This is a genomic window from Burkholderia sp. Ap-955 (assembly GCF_011753045.1).
Lineage (GTDB): Bacteria > Pseudomonadota > Gammaproteobacteria > Burkholderiales > Burkholderiaceae > Burkholderia > Burkholderia lata_D.
In genome coordinates this window covers 1-19,242 of the sequence record NZ_VWWH01000042.1, presented here as the reverse complement: position 1 = coordinate 19,242, position 19,242 = coordinate 1, and the positions used below count along the sequence as shown (strand labels likewise).

Sequence of the window (19,242 nt, the reverse complement as noted above, 5' to 3'; positions counted from 1 at the left end):
CGGTCAGGCTGCGATCCACACGAAACCGTCCTCGACCCGCGACGGATACGCGCTCACCGACTGCTCGGGCGCCTCGAGACATTCGCCGGTGCGCAGGTCGAAGTGCTGCTTGTACAGCGGCGACGCGACGACGACGCGCTCGCCGAGGCTGCCGATCAGCCCGCGCGACATCACGGCCGCCTGCGACACGGGATCGACGTTGTCGATCGCGAACACGCCGCCGACTTCGGCATGCGCGACGTGAAAAACCGCGACCTGCTCGCCGTTGACGAGGGCACACACGCCGGTGTTCGGCACGATGTCGTCGAGCGGGCACACGCGGGTCCAGGACAGCGGAAGACGATCGTTCATGATGGGCTCCTTGGAAAAGACGCGGGTGTCGGTCAGGGTCAAACGGTCTCGGGTTCGGCGACGACCGGAATCGCCACGGGCTTGCCGCGCACGCGCTCGTCCGGCGTCGCGGGCCGGATCTGGCCGCGCGTCTCGACGAATTCGATGGTCGTATCCGGCGCGTCGCTGTTCACGAAGTGGCGGAAGCGCTTGCGCGTGTCGGGGTCGGTCACGGCCTTCTTCCATTCGCACTCGTAGGTGTCGACCACGTGCTGCATGTCGGCTTCGAGTTCGGCGCCGATTCCGAGCCGGTCGTGCACGACGACGTCGACCAGGTAGTCGAGGCCGCCTTCGAGGTTGTCGCGCCACACGCTCGTGCGCTGTAGCCGGTCGGCGGTGCGCACGTAGAACATCAGGAGGCGGTCGATGTAGCGGATCAGCGTGGCACGGTCGAGATCGGACGCGAGCAGTTCAGCGTGGCGCGGCTTCATCCCGCCGTTGCCGCACACGTACAGGTTCCAGCCCTTCTCGGTCGCGATGATGCCGACGTCCTTGCCCTGTGCTTCCGCGCACTCGCGCGTGCAGCCGGACACGCCGAACTTGATCTTGTGCGGCGCGCGCAGCCCCTTGTAGCGGTTCTCCAGGTCGATCGCGAGACCGACCGAATCGTCGACGCCGTAGCGGCACCACGTCGACCCGACGCACGACTTCACGGTGCGCAGCGCCTTGCCGTACGCATGCCCCGATTCGAAGCCGGCCGCGATCAGTTCTTCCCAGATCGACGGCAGCTGCTCGACGCGTGCGCCGAACAGGTCGACACGCTGGCCGCCGGTGATCTTCGTGTACAGGCCATACTTTTTCGCGACCTGGCCCACCGCGATCAGCCCTTCCGGCGTGACCTCACCGCCCGGCATGCGCGGCACCACCGAATACGTGCCGTCGCGCTGGATGTTCGCGAGATAGTAGTCGTTCGAATCCTGCAGCCCGGCGTGCTCCTTCTTCAGCACGAATTCGTTGAAGCACGACGCAAGGATGCCCGCCACCGCCGGCTTGCACACGTCGCAGCCGAGGCCGTGGCCGTGCTTCGCGAGCAGTGCGTCGAAGGTCGTGATGCGCTCGACGCGGATCAGGTGGAACAACTCCTGGCGCGAATGCGGGAAGTGCTCGCACAGATGGTTGTTGACCGCGAGGCCCTGCTTCTTCATCTCGGCCTTCATGATCTGCGTGACGAGCGGCACGCAGCCGCCGCACGACGTGCCGGCGCCCGTGCACGTCTTCAGCGCGCCGAGGCTCGTCGCACCGTCGGCAACGGCCGTGCAGATCTGCGACTTCGACACGTTGTTGCATGAGCAGATCTGGGCGGCCGCAGGCAGCGCCTCGACGCCGATCGCCGGCTTCGCGACGCCGTCCGACGACGGCAGGATCAGGAATTCCGGCGATTCCGGCAACTCGATCCGGTTCAGCATCATCTGCAGCAGCGTGCCGTACTCGGCTGCATCGCCGACCATCACCGCGCCGTACAGGAACTTGCCGCAGTCGGACACCACGAGCTTCTTATAGACCTGGCGGCGCTCGTCCGCGTACTGGTAGGTGCGGCTGCCGGCCGTCGTGCCGTGCGCGTCGCCGATGCTCGCGACGTCCACGCCCATCAGCTTCAGCTTCGTGCTCATGTCGGCGCCGGCGAATGCAGCCTCGGCTGCGCTGTTCGCATCGCCGCAAAGCTGCTTCGCGACCACGCGCGCCATGTCGTAGCCCGGCGCGACGAGACCGTACACCATGCCGTTCCAGGCCGCGCATTCGCCGATCGCATAGATGTCCGCGTCGCTCGTGCGGCACGCGTCGTCGATCGCGACGCCGCCGCGCGGGCCGATGTCCAGACCGCATGCGCGGGCCAGTTCGTCGCGGGCGCGGATGCCGGCCGAGAACACGATCATGTCGGCGTCGAGGTGCGACCCGTCGGCGAACGCCATCCGGTGCGTGCCTTCCTCGCCATCGACGATCTCGAGCGTATTCTTGCCCGTATGCACGGTCACGCCGAGCGCCTCGATCTTCGCGCGCAGCATCCGGCCGCCGCCGTCGTCGACCTGCACGGCCATCAGCCGCGGCGCGAATTCGACGACGTGCGTGTCGAGCCCCATGTCGCGCAGCGCCTTCGCGCATTCGAGGCCGAGCAGCCCTCCGCCGATTACGACACCACGCTTCGCGTGTGTGCCGCACCCCTGCATCGCTTCGAGATCCTCGATCGTCCGGTACACGAAGCAGCCGTCACGATCGTGTCCCCGCACCGGCGGCACGAACGGGCGCGAGCCCGTCGCGAGCACCAGCTTGTCGTACGCGAGCGTTTCGCCGGACGCGAGCGTGACCGTATGCGCGGCGCGGTCGATCGACGCGACTGGCGCGTTCAGGCGCAGGTCGAACTGCGGATGACGTTCGAAGAAGCCGGGTTCGACGAGCGACAGGTCGTCCGCCGACTTGCCCGCGAAGAATTCGGACAGGTGCACGCGGTCGTAGGCCGGGCGCGGTTCCTCGCCGAGCACCGTGACCTGCGGCGCGCCCACGGCGCCCGCTTCCGCCGCGACGCACTCGAGGAGCTTGTGGCCGACCATGCCGTGGCCGATGACGATGAGTTTCATGGTGACGTTTCCTTCGGTCGATCAGTTCGCGACGCCACTGGCAGCCAGCGCACGGTCGCGCAGCTCGGCTTCGCGCGCCTTGTGTTCTTCGCTGAAGCGCACGGCCATCGCGCACAGCGCGGTCGCGGTGACCGCCAGGCCGAGCAGGCTCAGCGTGTGCTGCACGTCGCCGACACCCTTCAGCAGGAAGCTCGCGGCCACCGCGCCGACGTTGCCGCCCGCGCCGACGATCCCCGCGACACCGCCGAGTGCCTTGCGGTCGATGAACGGCACCAGCGCGTAGGTCGCGCCGCAGGCCATGTGCGTGAAGAGGCCGAAGGCGAGCATCGCGACGAGTGCGATGCCGACGCTTTGCGCATGCGAGAACCAGATCAGCCCGAGCCCTTCGCCGACGATCAGCGCGCACAGCAGCGTCGCGCGCACGTCGAGGCTGCGGCGCGCGGCGATCTTGTCGGACAGCCAGCCGCCGAGCGCGCGGGCGAACAGCGCGAGCAGCCCGAACAGGCCGACCGCGAACCCGGCGTCCTTCAGCGACAGGCTGAAGTGATCGACGTAGTACAGCGCGGCGATGTTGTGGATGAACACCTCGACGCCGAAGCACGCGCCGTACGTGACGAACAGCATCCACACGCGATAGTTGCCGCAGGCCGCGAAGAAGCTCGCCCAGCCGCCCTTCTTGCCGCTGTCGACCGTCACGCCTGCCTTGCGCAGCGCGATGATGTCGCCTTGCGGGCAATCCTGCGTGAAGCGCCAGTACGCCCAGGCCATCACGAGCATCGCGACGCCCGGCACGACCAGCGCGATGCGCCACGACGAATCGTCGCCGAAGCCGAGCATCAGGCCGGCGGCGACGAGCAGCGGCATCAGCGCCTGTGTGGCGCCTGCGCCGGCGTTGCCCCAGCCGGCCGTCGTCGCGTTCGCGGTGCCGACCACGTTCGGCGCGAACATCACCGACGTGTGGTACTGCGTGATCACGAAGCCCGCACCGATCGCGCCGATGCCGAGCCGGCAGATCAGGAACGACAGGTAGTCGTGCGTGAACGACACCGCGAACACGGGAATCGCGCCGAGCAGCAGCAGGCCGACGTACACGCGGCGCGGTCCGAAGCGGTCGCACAGCGGGCCGACCAGCAGCCGCACGGCGATCGTCGCGGCCACGGCCGCGATGTTGATGTTGGCGACCTGTGCCGCGGTCAGGTGGAATTCGCGTGCGATCAGCGGCATCAGCGGCGCGCACGCGAACCACGCGAAGAAGCACACGAAGAACGCCATCCACGTCAGGTGGAACGCGCGCATCGGCGCGGTGCGGAAGCTGAAGAGATCGATACGGGTAGCTTTGTCGGTCATGTCATCCGCCAAACGAAAAACGGCGTCCTGCGCACTGGTCTCGTCGAGACCTGATGCGTAGGACGCCGTTGCCCATGAAGCCCGTTGCCGGGCGCGTCGGTAATCGGTACTGCCGGACGAATCGCCATTGATCCGCCCGATCCTCGTCACGCAAACGCCGTGCCATGTTGATGCGAATCGAGGCCGCAGCCACGCCACGCAAGGCGCATCGGGCGTCGTGGGCCGCGCGGCGCCACGACGCCCACGATGCGCCGTGATGCAGCGAGGCACAGATGTGGTGCGCTGCAGCGCTGTCGCCGTGCGACATCGCGGTGCGCGCTGACGGCGCACGATGCACGCCGACGCGGCGTCGCGGCTGCCCGCGCGCGGCGGCTGCATGCATGCACGGGGCCATCGCGCGGCACGTTGCGCACCGCTCCCGCCGCGCCCACGCGACGTGTCATGCCGGTTGGCCCGGATATTGCTGAATCCGCTGCATGACACCGGCAACGGCGCCGGTGGGCAGTCCCCTCAAACCATGCCCGTCATTCAGGCGGGCCGATCAGGACAACGGCGTCCTTCCGTGCGCGGCACGGCCGGATGCCGGTGCGTTTCGACCGCCCGCCGCCGCCGCGCAAGACAACGCGCTATCGGCCGCCGCATGCAGGCGGCACTGGAACACGACATGACGACAGGCAAAGTCACGCTGCTGGGCGCCGGTCCCGGCGATCCCGATCTCCTCACGCTGAAGGCGGTGAAGGCGCTGGCCGCCGCCGACGTGCTGCTGCTCGACGATCTCGTCGCGCCCGGCATCGTCGAACTCGCGCCGCAGGCACGCGTGATCCGCGTCGGCAAGCGCGGCGGCTGCCGCTCCACGCCGCAGGCATTCATCGAGAAGCTGATGCGCCGCTACGCGCTGCGCGGCGCGCACGTGGTGCGCGTGAAAGGCGGCGATGCGCTGCTGTTCGGGCGCGCCGGCGAAGAACTCGCGACGCTGCGCGCCGCCGCGATTCCGGTCGAGATCGTCAACGGCATCTCGTCGGGCTTCGCGGCCGCCGCGAGCCTCGGCATCTCACTCACGCATCGCGAGCATTGCCACGGCGTCACGTTCGTCACCGCGCACCGTCAGGACCACGGCGAGCCCGACTGGGCGCGTCTCGCGGCGACCGGCACCACGCTCGCGATCTACATGGGCATGAGCCGCGTCGACAGCATTGCCGCCGGCCTGCTCACCATGCTGCCGCCCTCGACGCCGGCCGCGGCCGTGCAATGGGCCGGCACGCCCGACGAATGCCGCTGGACCGGCACGCTGGGCGGTCTCGCGCGCGGCATCGACGCAGCGCGGCTCGGCAGCCCGGCCGTGATCCTCGTCGGCGGCGCGATCGGCGAAGCAGCCGTGCAGCACGTGCCGGACGCGGGCGCTGCGATCGAAACGGCCTTGTCCCGGGCCGCGTAGCATGCGGGACGCCATGCGGCACCGGCCGCCCACCTACCATGAAGACGGCGGCACCGGCCGCCGGGCCGCCGTGCGCGGCATCGACACGATGTCCGCACGGGGCCGCCGCCCCCGATCCGCCCATCGCGCCAGGCTTTCGCCGCCGCCGTTCGCGTCATGAGTACGTCTGCTTCTTCCTCCCGCCTGCGCGTGCTGCTCGTCACCGACACCGACAAGCCGATCGGCGAGCTCGGCGATGCGCTCGCGCACCTCGGCTACGAGATGCTGAACGACGTCGCGACGCCCGCGCGCCTGCCGGCCGCCGTCGAGGAGCAGCATCCCGACGTCGTGATCATCGATACCGATTCGCCATCGCGCGACACGCTCGAGCAGCTTGCCGTGATGCACGCCACCGCGCCGCGCCCCGTGCTGATGTTCAGCCACGACGCCAACCAGTCGTTGATCCGCGCGGCGGTCGGCGCGGGCGTCAGCGCGTATCTTGTCGAAGGGCTGTCGGCCGAGCGCCTCGCGCCGATTCTCGAAGTCGCGCTCGCCCGCTTCTCGCACGACGACGCGCTGCGCCGCCGGCTGGCCGACGTCGAGCGCGAGCTCGCGGAGCGCAAGCTGATCGACCGCGCGAAGCGCCTGCTGATGGATGAGCGCAAGCTGTCCGAACACGACGCATACGCGGCGCTGCGCAAGCGCGCGATGGACCAGGGCCTGCGCATCGTCGACGTCGCGCGGCAATTGCTCGACGCGTCACCCCAGTCATGACTGCCATGGATACCTCCTCTCCCGCCGCGCCGGAACGCGCGCATCTTCGCCTCGGGTTCGTCGCGCTGAGCGACGCGGCCCCGCTGATCGTCGCGCAGCGCCTGAACCTCGGCGAACGGCACGGCCTCACGCTCGAACTCAGCCGCCAGCCGTCGTGGGCCACCGTGCGCGACAAGCTGCTGAGCGGCGAGCTCGACGCGGCGCATGCGCTGTACGGGCTCGTCTGCGGATTGCAGCTCGGCATCGGCGGCCCGCAGGCCGACATGGCCGCGCTGATGGTGCTGAACCGCAACGGACAGGCGATCTCGTTGTCGCGCGGCCTCGCCGACGCGTATCGCGCCAGCGGCAGCGTGCGCGACGCGTTCGCGACGCTCGGCCGCAAGCCGCTCCTTGCCCAGACGTTCCCGACCGGCACGCACGCGATGTGGCTGAACCACTGGCTCGCGTCGCACGACGTCGATCCGCTGCACGACGTGCGCAGCGTCGTGATCCCGCCGCCCGAGATGGTGGCCGCGCTCGCCGGCGGCGAGCTCGACGGCTTCTGCGCCGGCGAGCCGTGGCATGCGGTGGCCGAGGCCTGCGGCGCGGGGCGGACCGTTGCCGTCACGAGCGAGATCTGGCCCGATCATCCGGAGAAGGTGCTGGCGGCCCGGCGCGATTTCGTCGCGCTGTATCCGGCCGCGGCCCGCGCGCTGATCCGCACGCTCGTCGATGCCTGCGCCTGGCTCGACAGCGCCGCGCACCGTCGCGAGGCGGCCGACTGGCTCGCGTCGCCCGATGCGCTGGGCGTACCGGCCCGGCTGATCGCGCCGCGCCTGCTCGGCGACTACGGCTCGGGCCCGTTCGCCGTGCCGCCGCTGCCGATCCGCTTCCACGACGGCGGCGCCGTGAACCGCCCCGATCCGCGCGAAGGCGAGTGGTTCCTGTCCCAATACCGGCGCTGGGGCATGCTCGACGGTGCGCACGACGACGCGGGGATCGCCCGGGCGATCGCGCAAACCGCGTTGTATGATGCTGCCGTCGCCGAAAGCGGCGCACCGGGCTTGTCGCAGGCGTGATGCGCACCGCGTGATGCAGGCGGCGCGCGCTCCCGCGCCATGCCTGTCCGGGCCGCCTGCCGGCGCCCGGCACGCGGCCCCCGGGTGACGCCGCATGACCACTCCGTCCCCGATCAGATTCAATGCCGAAACCCACGCGCGCGCCGCTCGACGTGCTGCTCACCGAAATCCGCGCGTGCCGTGTCTGCGAAGCCGACCTGCCGCTCGGCCCGCGCCCTGTCGTGCGGGCCCATCGCGACGCGCGCATCCTGATCGTCGGGCAGGCGCCGGGGGCACGCGTCCATGCGAGCGGCACCCCGTGGGACGACGCGAGCGGCAAGCGGCTGCGCGGCTGGCTCGACGTCGACGCCGACACGTTCTACGACGAGACACGCTTCGCGATCGTGCCGATGGGCTTCTGCTACCCGGGCCGCGGCGCAAGCGGCGACAACCCGCCGCGCCCCGAATGCGCGCCACTGTGGATCGACCGGCTGCTCGCCGAGCTGCCGTCGATCCGGCTCACGCTGCTGATCGGCCAGTACGCGCAGCGGCATTTCCTGCGCGAGTCGCGCAAGGCCACGCTGACCGACACCGTGCACGCGTGGCGCGACTATGGCCCGGACGTGTTGCCGCTGCCGCATCCGTCGCCGCGCAACCAGGCGTGGTTCAAGCACCACCCGTGGTTCGACACCGAGGTCGTGCCCGAGCTGCGGCGCCGGGTCGCGCCGCTGATCGCCCGATAAACGCAACCACCGACATGTCGCGGCGCGTCGCGACATCCCCGTTATCCGTATCGAATCAAGCATGAACGACACCCCCACCGACCTCGACTTCGCCTGCAACGGCTGCGGCGGATGCTGCCACGACCTGCGCATTCCGCTGACGATCGACGAGGCCACCGCGTGGCTGCAGCGCGGCGGCCACGTGGAGCTGCTGTGCGATGCGATGCCGTGGCTCGTCGAGCCCGAGCCCGACAACGCGTTCGCCGCGTACAAGCGCGTGCGCTCGACGGCCGCGCTCAGCGGCTCGCTGCCGGTCCGCATCACGGTCATGCTCACCGCGACTCATGCCGGGCCATGCCCGAACCTGCTCGACGACCTGCGCTGCGCGATCTACAACGCGCGCCCGCTCGTGTGCCGAATCTATCCGGCCGAAGTGAATCCGTTCGTGCCGCTGGTGCCGGACGGCAAGCAATGCACGCCCGACGCGTGGCAGCAGGCGCCGTTCGTCCGCGGCGGCACGATCGTCGACGCGGCCACCCGCGAGAACATCGCGCGCTCGCGTGCGGCGAGCGAAGCCGAGACGCCGCTGCGGGCGCGGTTGTGCGCGGCATTGGGGATCGATACGGCGGCGGTCGCCAACGAAGGGTTCGCGGTCCATGCGCCGCCGGCCGCCGCGCTGCTCGCCGCGCTGACGGCTTTGACGGCGCAGCGCGCGTCTGAGTCGGCCCCGGCCAGCGACGATGCCATCGCGTGGACACTGGTGTCGAACCGTACGTCGACGATGAACGCGCTCATGTCGGTCGGCGCGGCGAGCCAGCGAGCCGGTAACGGCAGTCCGCACGCCCGTTATCTCGGCTTCCATCCGGACGAATGATCGCCGCGCGGCACGCCGCAAGCGACACCGGGCAAAGCCGCACGGCCGCACGGATCGCCGCCGCGCCCGGTTCGCTGTACCATCGCGGCTCAACCGCGTCACGAACAGCAGAATCCTTCATGCCCTCCACCGCCCCGCCGCGCCTGTACGGGATGCCCGAACGCAGCGACCGGCTCGACTTCTACATCCGCGACCAGGCGTCGCGCCAGGCGATCACCGAGCCGCACCGGCACGCGTATTTCCAGATCCAGTTCAATCTCGGCGGCGACACCGAGCAGCGGATCGGCGGCGTCACGCGGCCGTTTCCGCGCGGCGCGCTCGCGTTCGTGCTGCCGCACCGCGAGCACCTGATCCCGCATCCGGAAGGCGCGCACTTCATCGTGATCAACTTCAGCCAGGCGTTCCTGCGCGCCGATCTCGACGTCGATCCGCTCGATCTCGAGGACGTGCCCGCGCACCGCTTTCCCGAGCTGACGCCGTTCCGCTTCCAGGAACACCTCGACTTCATCCTGACCGGCGACACCTACGAAGAAGCGCGCCGCCTCGCACTGTGCATGCTCGACACCGATCGCGTGCGCACGTTCGGCTCGACCACGCTGCTGCGCGGCTACCTGCTGCAGCTGATCGGGCTCGTCTGCACGCAGTACGCCGGTGCGCTCGACAAGCTCGCGCAGCGCGGCGCCCAGCGCGCGGGCCGGCGCGACGCGCTCGCGCGCGTGCTGCGCCACGTGCGCGCCAACCTGACCCGCGAGGACCTGACGCTCGCCGCGACCGCCGAGGCCGCGTTCCTGTCGCCCAACTACCTCGCGCACCTGGTCCGCAAGGAAACCGGCAGCACCTTCACCGATCTCGTAACCGAACGCCGGATCGCGCTTGCGCAGTCGCTGCTGGCCCATACCAGCCGGCGCATCGCGGATATCGCGCGCTCGGTCGGCTTCCGCGACGAAGGCTATTTCGCGCGGCGCTTCCGCGCGCGGGTCGGCGTGTCGCCGAAGGCATACCGCGACGCGAACGCCGCGCTGCCGGGCGGCGACGACACACCGGCGGCGGCCGACGCGTAGTTTTGTCCCGGTAAAACGCAGTTGCGTCGCATCCGGCCGCACGGGCGTCGGGTATCGTTGCACGCATGCCGGCCCGTGCACAGCACGGGCGCGGCATCCGTCTTCCCACCAAACGAGGCCATCCGATGTCCGCTTATGTCATCGACGCTGCCGAGCGTCCTTCCGTCGAAGTCGACCAGTCGTCCGCGCGCTTTCCGGTGCGCCGCGTCTTCTGCGTCGGCCGCAACTACGCCGACCACGCGCGCGAAATGGGCGCCGATCCCGACCGCGAACCGCCGTTCTTCTTCACGAAGCCGGCCGACGCGATCGTCCCGGCCAGCGGCACCGTCGCCTATCCGCCGCTGACGAACGACCTTCATCATGAAATCGAGCTGGTCGTCGCGATCGGCAAGGATGGCCGGTCGATCGACCCGGCCGACGCGCTGTCGCACGTGTGGGGCTACGGCGTCGGCGTCGACCTCACGCGCCGAGACCTGCAGGCCGAAGCGAAGAAGCTGAGCCGTCCGTGGGACTGGGCGAAAGGCTTCGATGCATCAGGCCCCGTGACCCCGCTGCGCGAGGCAGCGGCCACCGGCCACCCGGCGACGGGCCGCATCTGGCTCGCGGTCAACGGCGACACGCGCCAGCAAGGCGACCTGGCCGACATGATCTGGGCCGTGCCCGACGTCATCGCGTATGTGTCGCGCTCGGTCGAGCTGAAGGCCGGCGACCTGATCTTCACCGGCACGCCGGCGGGTGTCGGCGCGCTGCAGCCTGGCGATCGCGTCACGGGCGGCGTCGACGGCGTCGCGACGTTCGAATTCGTCGTGGGCGCGAAGCCGTAAGCCATAAACCGACACGCAGCACGCATGGCGGCGCCTGCCCGGGGCCGCCGTGCGATGTCCCGATTTCGGTCAGTCGTAGCGGCGCAGGAATGCGTCGGCGACGGCCGGCGGATTCAGCGCCTTCGCCGATTCGTTTTCCAGTGCCTCGGCCGCATCGTCGTCGCTGATCGACACGAACAGCGTGATCGCCGCCCTTTCGTCGCCCGTGCCGAACAGGCCTTCGCGGTCGAGCAGGCGCAACGCCGCGATCATGTCGGCGTGCAGTTGCCGCGCATGTTCCGGGAATCTCGAGCGGACGAACTGCGGGCTCAGCACGTCATCGGCGAGCTTGCCGCAGATCGCATTGAACGGCGATGCTTCCGCCGCCGCGTATGCCCATTCGGAGAAACCCCACGCATACCACGGGTCGTCGTCCGGGACGGCCTGTTGCTCGCGGATCCGGCGCAGCCCCTCGACCGAATTGGCCGCCGGCACCACCGTCATCGCGCCGCTGTCGGTATACAGCGCGAACGCATAGAAATGCTCGTCCGGATGTTGCGCCCGCAACGCCCTGAATGTCGCTCTCGCGGCGTCGGCAATGTCTCGCTGGAAATCAGAAAAGTCGCTCATCGCATCCTCGTCCAGTCGCCCTTCTCGCGTCCGAGCATGCCCGGCGCGCGGCGGGTTCGTCGTCTCCCGATAATCGATCGATTGTCCGCCAATCGTCCACGGCACGGTAGCAGTGCCAGCCCCCATGCCCGATGCCGCGCGTCTGCGTTCACCGCCCCGCGTCCCGCGCATCGAACACCCGCACGCAGACGGCCGCCGCCAGTGCGATCGCGGCCGACAGCAGCATCATCGCGAGCGGCGCATAGCCCGCGTTGCCGGCCGTCAGCACCGCCCCCGTCAGCGACGAAAGCGCGGCACCGCCGGCAATCGTCATCGCGCCCGCCAGCCCCGACGCGCTGCCCGCCAGTTCCGGGCGCACCGACACCGCACCGGCATGCGCCCCGGGATTGGTCAGTCCGTTGCCGATGCCGACCAGCACGCATGGGCCAAACCACGCGATCGCCTGCGTCGCCCCACCGCACATCAGCGCGAGGCCGATCAACGGCCCCGCGCACGCGACCACCCGTCCGAACAGGATCGTCGTGGCCAGCGCGTAGCGGCGCGCGTAACGCGCGGCCAGGAAGCTGCCGCACACGAAGCCGGCCGTGATGGTCCCCATGTAGAAGCCGATCTCCGCCGGCGCGATGCCGAACACCGTTTGCGCGACGAGCGGTGCGCCGGCCAGGAACGCGTAGAACGCGCCGGTCGAAAACGCCATGCAGAGCGCATAGGCCCAGAACCGGCGCGCGCGGAGCAGCGCCGGATACGCGCGAAGCTGCTGCCCGAGGCTCGACGACCGGTTCGCATGGGTTTCGACGAGATCGAACGCACACCAGACGAACAGCGCGATGCCCGCCGCCCCGAGCAGCCAGAAGCTCGCGCGCCAGCCCAACGTCTGGTCGAGCGCGCCGCCGAGCGTCGGGCCGAGCATCGGCGCGAATGCGGCCGCCATCGCCGCATAGCCGATCCGGCTGGCCACGCGCGCGCCGCCGCCGGTGTCCCGGATCGTCGCCATCGATACCGGATAGACCGACGTGATCGCCGCCTGCATCAGCCGGCATGCCAGGAATGCGCGAATATCGGTCGCCATCGCGCAGCCGAGCGAGCCGATCGCGAACACGCCGACGCTCGCCATGACGACCGGCCGCCGCCCGAACCGGTCCGACAGCGGCCCCATCACGAACTCCAGCGACGCGGCCACCGCCGCGTAACCGCCGAGCGACAGCGCGACGAGCGCATAGTCGGCGCGCAGGTCGCGGGCGATAGCGGGCAGCGACGGCAGGAACAGGCTCAGCGGCAGCACCGAGCACGCACACAGCAGGATCAGCGTCGCGAGTCTCGGCGACGCCCGTTCGGAAGCGATCGGCAGGTTCGATTGCAAGTGGATGCCCTCCGCGCACGTGCCGCACGGCCGTGCGCAATGCAAAAAAAAGCCCCCGAACGAATCGGGGGCGCATGGGTGCCGGCGCGGTGCCGCTACCGGACCCTGCGCCTGTGGACGACTACGATGAAGCGTGCTGCTTTCATGCCGGATGGCTCCTGATGGCCTGGCTGACCGGGTGCGATATCGGACGATGGTAGGCGGACGATGCCGAGCGCGTCAACGCCCTAACGTGCACGCACCGACACGAATTTGCGGGCGTTGTTGCGCTGGATCAGCACCGCGATCACGCTGCCGTTCGCTTCGAGCGCCGGTATGTCATCGGGCGTCTCGAGCAGCGTGTCGTTGAGCTCCAGCACGACATCGCCCGGCTGGATGCCGGCCTTGGCTGCCGGGCCGTGCACCGCGTCCACCATCATCCCGACCGCGAGCCCGGTCGAGCGGCGCTCGTCGTCGCTGAGCGCATGCATCGTCAGCCCGAGGCGGTCGCCGCCGTCGGCCGCCGCTGCTCCCGCCCCCGGTCGTGCAGCCGCCTTCGGCGCGGCCATGCCGACGGTCGCACCCGCGTTGCCGGCGGCCTCGTCGGCGCCCGTGATCGTCAGCATCACCGGCGCGCGGTTGCGGATCAGCCGCAGCGGCGCCTTCTGGCCCGGCGGCAGCGCGGCGGCCAGGTCGTTCAGTTCGGCCGAGCGGCCGATCGTCTTGTCGCCCAGCTTCACGATCACGTCGCCGGGCTTCACACCGGCCGCGGCGGCCGGTGAGCCGGGCGCGACGCCGTTGACGAGCGCACCCGCCGGCCGCGGCAGCCCGAACGCCGCGGCCAGCCCGATGCCGACATCCTGCACGTCGACGCCGATCGCATTGCCGGACGACGACTCGCCCGGCGCCTGGGGCTGCTGCGCCTGTGCCTGCGCCTGCATCTGCTTCTGCAGTTGCGCACGCACCTTTGCGGCAAACGCGATCGGGATCGCGAATGTCGTGCTCGCATAGCGGTCGCTGCCCGTATAGACCTGCACCGCGATGCCGATCACGTCGCCCGCACGATTGAACACGGGGCCACCGGAGTTGTCGGGGTTCGGCGCGATGTCGGTTTCGAAGAACGGAAACGCGCCGCCGTCCGGCAGCCGGTGCGACGTCGCGCTGACGATGCCGGCCGTGACCGTGTTGCCCGACCCGTCCGGCGCGCCGATCGTCATCACCGGCTCGCCCGCGCGTACCTTCGACGAATCGCCGATGCGCACGAACGGCAGCTTCTTCCCGTCGATCCGTAGCACCGCGACGTCGCTTTGCGGGTCGACGGCCAGCACCGTCGCCTTGAATTCGCGGCGGTCGGTGAGCCGTACCGTCACGTCGGTCGCTTCGTCGACCACATGCGCCGACGTGAGGATCAGGCCGTCGGCGCTGACGATGAAACCCGAGCCGCTGCCCGATACCGCGCGCGGCAACATCTCGGGTGCCTGTACCTGTACCTGTGCCGGTGCGCCTTGTGCCGACGGCGGTACGTCGTGCCTGAAGAACGCGGCGAGTGGATCGTCGGTATCGAGGATCGCGAACGACGGGCCGCTCGCCTGCTGGTCGGGAGCGGCGGTCATGATGGTCACGACCGCCGGGCCGTAGCGGTCGACGATCGCCGGAAAATCGACCGGCATCGCGTAAGACGCAGCAGCCGGCCGCTGCTTCATCGGGTGTGGCGTGACAGGCGGCGAGAGCGTTCCGGCAAGGGCGGCCGGCGGGGCCTGCAAACAGCCGGCGAACACGCCCCCGATCAACGCGGTGCGAAGCACGGCGCGAGCAAGCGTCTGGCGAACCACGGTGCACCTCCCCCGGGAGTCACGGCGCCGACATGCGCGAGACGCGCAGGCGCTCGACAAGGCCCGGTACACCCATCCATTTATAGTCCACGCGGCCCGTTCGAACATACGAATCGAAACCCGAATGCCGGGCGGCGCGGCAAGTGCGGAGCCGCGACGGCGTTCGTTTCGAACAAAGTGCGCGGTTCGTCAATCCGCACAAGTCCGATTATCATCCGTCGCACGAGAGCGTCCGGCTCCTGTAGCGAAAGCAGCCGGAGCAACAACAGTCATCACCGATCCAGTTCGAATATTCATGACTCGATTCTCCTGTCGGGATTCCGAGGCGAACGCGAGATCGAAAGCGAAATCGATACGGTCGCGGAAATCACCGGCGACGGGTGATGTATCCCGGGCGCTCGGCCCCCCCACATCACGCCCCACCCACCCGCTCCGCGATCGCCGACAGCATCCGCAACATCGGCTCGAACGCGTCGGCCGACGTATTGCCGAAACCGAGCACGAGCCCGTTACCCGCCGAGGCCGCATCGATCGAAAAACCCGACAGCGGGAACGGCCCGATGCCGTGCGCACGCGCGGCGTCGACGATCGCGCGATCGCGGTAGCGCGCCGGCAGCCGCAGCGCGAGATGCAGCCCGCACGGCCCGCCCTCGATCTGATGCGGCACGCTCAGGTTGCCGTCCAGCGCCGCGAGCAGCAACCGCCGCCGGTCGCGATACAGCCGGCGCATGCGGCCGAGATGGCGGCCGTACTCGCCCGTCTCGATGAAATCGGCCAGCGCGAGCTGCACGTGGCGCGTCCCGCCGCGCAGCATCTCCGGCAGCACCGGCCGCACCGCGGCCAGCAGCGCGTCGGGCAGCACGAGAAAACCGATCCGCAGCGCCGGAAACATCGTCTTGCTGAACGAGCCGAGATAGACGACGGGCGAATCGGGCGCAAGCCCGTGCATCGCGCCGATCGGCTCGCCGGTATGACGGAATTCGCTGTCGTAGTCGTCCTCGATGATCCACGCGCGATGCCGGCGCGCGGCATCGATCAGCGCGAGCCGGCGCGAGATCGACAGCACGGCGCCGGTCGGGAACTGGTTCGACGGCGTCGTATAGACGAGGCGCGGCGTCCGCTCGCGCCAGTCGTCCTCGTCGGTGCGCAGCCCTTCCGCGTCGACCGGCATCGGAACGACGTCGAGGTCGGCCGCCTGCATCGCGGTGCGCGCGCCGCGATAGCCCGGCTCCTCGACCCACACCGTATCGCCCGGGTTCGTCAGCAACTGCGCGCATAGCGCGATCGCGCCCTGTGCGCCTTCCGTGATCACGATCTGCTCGGGATCGCAGCGCACGCCGCGCGTCACGGCCAGGTGGCGCGCGATCGATTCGCGCAGCGCGGGCTCGCCGAGCGGGTCGCCATAGCCGAGCAGGTCGCGGCCGGCGCGGCGCAGCGCGCGGTCGATCGCGTGACGCCACGCGTCCGCCGGGAAATGCGTCAGCGCGGGCACGCCCGGCCGGAAGCCCTCCGATTCGCCGGTGCCGATGCGGCTGGGGCGAATCCGGCCGAGCCGCTGCGCGACGGCCGGCGGCGCGGCACGCCGGCGCGGCGGCGCCGGCCGCGACAGCCCGACCACGCGCGTACCGCGGCGGTCGGACTGCAGGAAGCCTTCGGCGACGAGCTGCTCGTAGACGGCGGCCGTCGTGTTGCGCGACACGCCGAGCGTTTCGGCCAGCGCGCGCGTGCCGGGTAGCCGCGTGCCGGCCGGCATCGCGCCGCCGAGAATCGCGTCGCGCACGCGGCGCAGCAACTGGCGCTGCAGCGAAGGCGCGCCCGGCGTGCGCGTCAGCGGCGCGTCGAGCGGCAGCAACGGCGCATCGCCGGAAGGAAGGACAGTCGTCATCGGAACATCGCAGCGTGAAAATGTCGGAACGTGGCGCACGGCTAGTGGCGCACGGCGGGTGAGCGACGGCTCGCGGTTCGGCCCCCGAAATTCGTGGCACCATAAATTTGCCAATCTCTGGCGCTTCTCATGGTACCTCGCCGCGACTACGATCATCTGCATGCCGGCATGTCGCCGGCCGCCAACCGAAGCGAGATCGACCTTGTCCACGCTCACCAACGCTTTCCAGCAACCCATCGGCCACCCCGTTCCCGACTGGTCCGCACGCCCGCGCCCGGAGCGCATCGTGCTCGAAGGCCGCTACTGCCGGCTCGAACCGCTCGACGCCGAGCGCCACGCGGCCGACCTGCACGCCGCCTACTCGCAGGCGCCGGACGGCAGCGACTGGACCTATCTCGCACACGGGCCGTACGCCGACGAATCGAGCTACCGCGACTACGCACGTACCGCGCAGGCGAGCCCGGATCCGCTGCACTACACGGTGATCGACCGCGCCACCGGCCGCGCGGTCGGCACGCTCGCGCTGATGCGCATCGATCCGGCCAACGGCGTGATCGAGGTCGGCTCCGTCACGTTCTCGCCGCTGCTCAAGCGCACGCCCGTTTCGACGGAAGCGCAGTTCCTGTTGATGAAGTACGCGTTCGACACGCTCGGCTACCGGCGTTACGAATGGAAGTGCGACGATCTGAACCTCCCGTCGCGCAAGGCCGCCGCACGGCTCGGCTTCCGCTACGAAGGCACGTTCCGGCAGGCGATCGTCTACCGCGGCCGCAATCGCGACACCGCGTGGTTCTCGATCATCGACGGCGAATGGCCCGATGTGCGCGCCGCGTTCGACGGGTGGCTCGCACCGGAAAACTTCGACGCGCAGGGCGGGCAACGCCAGTCGCTCACCGCGATCCGCCACGCCCAGGCACGCGCGCGCGATGCGGCCAGCCGCGCGAACGACGCGACGCGCGTCACGGTGCGCCCGCTCGTCGCCGCCGACGAAGCCGCGTGGCGCCCGCTGTGGCAGGGTTATCAGAAGTTCTACGACACCGCGCTGAGCGACGCGGTGTTCGCAACGACGTGGGCCCGCCTGATGGATCCGGCGGAGCCGATGTTCGTGCTCGGCGCATTCGACGCATCGGGTGCGCTGGTCGGGATCGTGCATTCGATCTACCACCGCTCGTGCTGGACCGAAGGGCCGTACTGCTACCTGCAGGACCTGTACACCGCGCCCGACGCACGCGGGCAAGGCGCAGGCGGCGCGCTGATCGAGGCCGTGTACGAACATGCCCGTGAAGCCGGTGCGAGCCGTGTGTACTGGCTCACGCACGAAACCAACACGACGGCACGCGCGCTGTACGACAAGCTCGCGAACAACGCCGGGTTCATCCAGTACCGGCACGACGTGAAGAAGTAACGCGGCGTCGCAACCGGCCGGCGTTCAGCCGGAAACGTCGGCCGGCTCGCGTGCGTCGTCGCCCTCCGGGGCGGCGTCACATGCCAGGCCGGTCGCACCCGGCACCGCCGCCGGGCAGATCATCTCGTCGCCATTGGCCGGCACGGGCCTTCGCACCGGCCGGAACACCGGCTCGCCCGGCTCGATCGGCTGCCCCGAGATCGCGCAGCGGCCCGGCTGCAACGCGACGCGCAAGCGCCAGCGCTGCTCGCCGTAATGGCACCGGCCGCTCTCGACCCAGCGGATCAGCAACGCATGGTCGTCGGCCTCCAGCACCGTGACGAACAGTTGCGGGCGCAACGGCGAGACGGCCGCCGCGGCGTGGTCGGGAACCGGCGCCCGGCCGATCGTCCCAAACGGATGCGCGATGCCGCCACGTGGCGGCATCGCATCGTCTTCGACCCATGCCGGCGCGTCGCACGGCACGTCTTCTTCGCAAATCAGGCTTTCCATGGTGTTGAGCATGCTTGACGGATTTCCGTGCAGGTTGAACGGCGCCGCGCTCAGCGCCGGCCCATCGGTTCGCGCAGCAGCGACAGGCCGATCGCCGCGCCGGTGACGGCAGCCGCGAGCATCAGCCCGATGCCGCCCGACCAGCCGAATGCGCCGACGATCGAGCCGATCGCGAGCGGCCCGATCACCTGCCCGAGATAGTTGCCCTGCACGACCCAGCCGATGCTGAGCGGCGCCAGCGACGGCGTCGGCGCGGAGCCCGGCGCACACGCGAGGATCGTCGCCGGCAGCATCCCCGCGATCGCCGAGAACGCAAAGCCCAGCACGACCGCAAGCGGCGCCGGCGTCGCCGCGCTGAAGAGCCCCGCGCCGGCCGCGCCGATCGCGACCGATGTCGCGGCCATCACGATCCCGGGCCGTGCGCCGCGCGACAACAGCCAGCCGGCCGTCAGATTGCCGATCACGCACGCGGCGACGATCGCCGCGCTGATCAACCCTGCCGCGCCGACCGCGACGCCGAGGCGCTGCATCAGGAACACCGGCAGGAACGTCATCGCCGCGAAGAACTGCACGTTGTAGGTGGCGAACCCCAGCGCCAGCAGCGTGGTCGAGCGCGACGCGAGCACCTCGCGCAGCGCGGGCCCGACGCGCGGCGCGCCGGCCT

17 protein-coding genes are annotated in these 19,242 nt (G+C 70.0%); 8 read left to right on the top strand and 9 right to left on the bottom strand.

Going from position 1 to position 19,242, the window contains the following annotated elements:
- Positions 1-3: 3 nt before the first annotated feature.
- The 3 genes from nirD to F3J15_RS21575 are packed head-to-tail and all read right to left on the bottom strand — an operon-like array spanning position 4 to position 4,310.
- Entirely contained in the window at positions 4-351 is a 348-nt protein-coding gene (gene nirD, locus F3J15_RS21585; RefSeq protein ID WP_069251750.1) for a nitrite reductase small subunit NirD, read from the bottom strand.
- 38 nt (positions 352-389) lie between these two features.
- The gene (gene nirB / locus F3J15_RS21580) at positions 390-2,963 is read right to left on the bottom strand and encodes a nitrite reductase large subunit NirB (protein WP_166893923.1); all 2,574 of its coding nucleotides are present in this window, start codon (positions 2,961-2,963) and stop codon (positions 390-392) included.
- Positions 2,964-2,984: 21 nt separating this feature from the next.
- Positions 2,985-4,310 (bottom strand): MFS transporter, encoded by a 1,326-nt coding sequence (locus F3J15_RS21575; RefSeq protein WP_166893921.1) that lies wholly within the window; start codon positions 4,308-4,310, stop codon positions 2,985-2,987.
- A gap of 664 nt (positions 4,311-4,974) precedes the next feature.
- On the opposite strand from F3J15_RS21575, the gene cobA reads away from it, so the two are divergent.
- The 7 genes from cobA to F3J15_RS21540 all read left to right on the top strand — a co-directional run bounded on the left by cobA (position 4,975) and on the right by F3J15_RS21540 (position 11,016).
- Positions 4,975-5,745: a uroporphyrinogen-III C-methyltransferase gene (cobA, locus tag F3J15_RS21570; RefSeq protein ID WP_166893919.1), complete on the top strand. Its 771-nt coding sequence runs from the start codon at positions 4,975-4,977 to the stop codon at positions 5,743-5,745.
- Positions 5,746-5,901: 156 nt separating this feature from the next.
- Positions 5,902-6,498 (top strand): ANTAR domain-containing protein, encoded by a 597-nt coding sequence (locus F3J15_RS21565; protein ID WP_089427317.1) that lies wholly within the window; start codon positions 5,902-5,904, stop codon positions 6,496-6,498.
- 5 nt (positions 6,499-6,503) lie between these two features.
- Positions 6,504-7,556 carry a CmpA/NrtA family ABC transporter substrate-binding protein gene (locus F3J15_RS21560; RefSeq protein WP_166893917.1) on the top strand — a complete coding sequence of 351 codons (1,053 nt, stop codon included), beginning with the start codon at positions 6,504-6,506 and terminating at the stop codon, positions 7,554-7,556.
- Positions 7,557-7,678: 122 nt separating this feature from the next.
- Positions 7,679-8,278 carry a uracil-DNA glycosylase family protein gene (locus F3J15_RS21555; protein ID WP_166893915.1) on the top strand — a complete coding sequence of 200 codons (600 nt, stop codon included), beginning with the start codon at positions 7,679-7,681 and terminating at the stop codon, positions 8,276-8,278.
- 61 nt (positions 8,279-8,339) lie between these two features.
- Entirely contained in the window at positions 8,340-9,131 is a 792-nt protein-coding gene (locus tag F3J15_RS21550) for a YkgJ family cysteine cluster protein (RefSeq protein ID WP_166893913.1), read from the top strand.
- 119 nt (positions 9,132-9,250) lie between these two features.
- Entirely contained in the window at positions 9,251-10,192 is a 942-nt protein-coding gene (locus tag F3J15_RS21545) for a helix-turn-helix transcriptional regulator (RefSeq protein WP_069252956.1), read from the top strand.
- Between the two features lie 125 nt (positions 10,193-10,317).
- Positions 10,318-11,016 (top strand): fumarylacetoacetate hydrolase family protein, encoded by a 699-nt coding sequence (locus F3J15_RS21540; RefSeq protein WP_089447828.1) that lies wholly within the window; start codon positions 10,318-10,320, stop codon positions 11,014-11,016.
- A 69-nt stretch (positions 11,017-11,085) separates the two neighbouring features.
- On the opposite strand, the gene F3J15_RS21535 is transcribed toward F3J15_RS21540, so the two are convergent.
- From F3J15_RS21535 to F3J15_RS21520, 4 genes are all read right to left on the bottom strand, one after another.
- The gene (locus F3J15_RS21535) at positions 11,086-11,625 is read right to left on the bottom strand and encodes a DUF4303 domain-containing protein (RefSeq protein WP_089447829.1); all 540 of its coding nucleotides are present in this window, start codon (positions 11,623-11,625) and stop codon (positions 11,086-11,088) included.
- A gap of 148 nt (positions 11,626-11,773) precedes the next feature.
- Positions 11,774-12,985: an MFS transporter gene (locus F3J15_RS21530; protein ID WP_166893911.1), complete on the bottom strand. Its 1,212-nt coding sequence runs from the start codon at positions 12,983-12,985 to the stop codon at positions 11,774-11,776.
- Between the two features lie 227 nt (positions 12,986-13,212).
- Positions 13,213-14,796, bottom strand: a complete 1,584-nt coding sequence (locus tag F3J15_RS21525) for a trypsin-like peptidase domain-containing protein (RefSeq protein WP_166893909.1) — start codon at positions 14,794-14,796, stop codon at positions 13,213-13,215.
- A 412-nt stretch (positions 14,797-15,208) separates the two neighbouring features.
- A complete protein-coding gene (locus F3J15_RS21520) occupies positions 15,209-16,681 on the bottom strand; it encodes a PLP-dependent aminotransferase family protein (protein ID WP_166893907.1) in 1,473 nt (490 codons plus the stop codon).
- A 202-nt stretch (positions 16,682-16,883) separates the two neighbouring features.
- Between F3J15_RS21520 and F3J15_RS21515 the strand changes: the two genes are divergently transcribed.
- Complete coding sequence (locus F3J15_RS21515) at positions 16,884-18,086, top strand: GNAT family N-acetyltransferase (RefSeq protein ID WP_166893905.1); 1,203 nt, start codon at positions 16,884-16,886, stop codon at positions 18,084-18,086.
- 24 nt (positions 18,087-18,110) lie between these two features.
- On the opposite strand, the gene F3J15_RS21510 is transcribed toward F3J15_RS21515, so the two are convergent.
- Together F3J15_RS21510 and F3J15_RS21505 are read right to left on the bottom strand one after the other, a co-directional pair.
- Complete coding sequence (locus F3J15_RS21510) at positions 18,111-18,590, bottom strand: DUF3331 domain-containing protein (RefSeq protein ID WP_166893903.1); 480 nt, start codon at positions 18,588-18,590, stop codon at positions 18,111-18,113.
- Between the two features lie 38 nt (positions 18,591-18,628).
- On the bottom strand, positions 18,629-19,242 hold a 614-nt coding region (locus F3J15_RS21505; protein WP_166893901.1), incomplete at its 5' end, for an MFS transporter.

What these genes read in the sequence shown, in the direction of transcription:
- nirD (WP_069251750.1), bottom strand. Translation starts at nt 351, where the DNA reads ATGAACGATCGTCTTCCGCTGTCCTGGACCCGCGTGTGCCCGCTCGAC.
- nirB (WP_166893923.1), bottom strand. Translation starts at nt 2,963, where the DNA reads ATGAAACTCATCGTCATCGGCCACGGCATGGTCGGCCACAAGCTCCTC.
- F3J15_RS21575 (WP_166893921.1), bottom strand. Translation starts at nt 4,310, where the DNA reads ATGACCGACAAAGCTACCCGTATCGATCTCTTCAGCTTCCGCACCGCG.
- cobA (WP_166893919.1), top strand. Translation starts at nt 4,975, where the DNA reads ATGACGACAGGCAAAGTCACGCTGCTGGGCGCCGGTCCCGGCGATCCC.
- F3J15_RS21565 (WP_089427317.1), top strand. Translation starts at nt 5,902, where the DNA reads ATGAGTACGTCTGCTTCTTCCTCCCGCCTGCGCGTGCTGCTCGTCACC.
- F3J15_RS21560 (WP_166893917.1), top strand. Translation starts at nt 6,504, where the DNA reads ATGGATACCTCCTCTCCCGCCGCGCCGGAACGCGCGCATCTTCGCCTC.
- F3J15_RS21555 (WP_166893915.1), top strand. Translation starts at nt 7,679, where the DNA reads ATGCCGAAACCCACGCGCGCGCCGCTCGACGTGCTGCTCACCGAAATC.
- F3J15_RS21550 (WP_166893913.1), top strand. Translation starts at nt 8,340, where the DNA reads ATGAACGACACCCCCACCGACCTCGACTTCGCCTGCAACGGCTGCGGC.
- F3J15_RS21545 (WP_069252956.1), top strand. Translation starts at nt 9,251, where the DNA reads ATGCCCTCCACCGCCCCGCCGCGCCTGTACGGGATGCCCGAACGCAGC.
- F3J15_RS21540 (WP_089447828.1), top strand. Translation starts at nt 10,318, where the DNA reads ATGTCCGCTTATGTCATCGACGCTGCCGAGCGTCCTTCCGTCGAAGTC.
- F3J15_RS21535 (WP_089447829.1), bottom strand. Translation starts at nt 11,625, where the DNA reads ATGAGCGACTTTTCTGATTTCCAGCGAGACATTGCCGACGCCGCGAGA.
- F3J15_RS21520 (WP_166893907.1), bottom strand. Translation starts at nt 16,681, where the DNA reads ATGACGACTGTCCTTCCTTCCGGCGATGCGCCGTTGCTGCCGCTCGAC.
- F3J15_RS21510 (WP_166893903.1), bottom strand. Translation starts at nt 18,590, where the DNA reads ATGCTCAACACCATGGAAAGCCTGATTTGCGAAGAAGACGTGCCGTGC.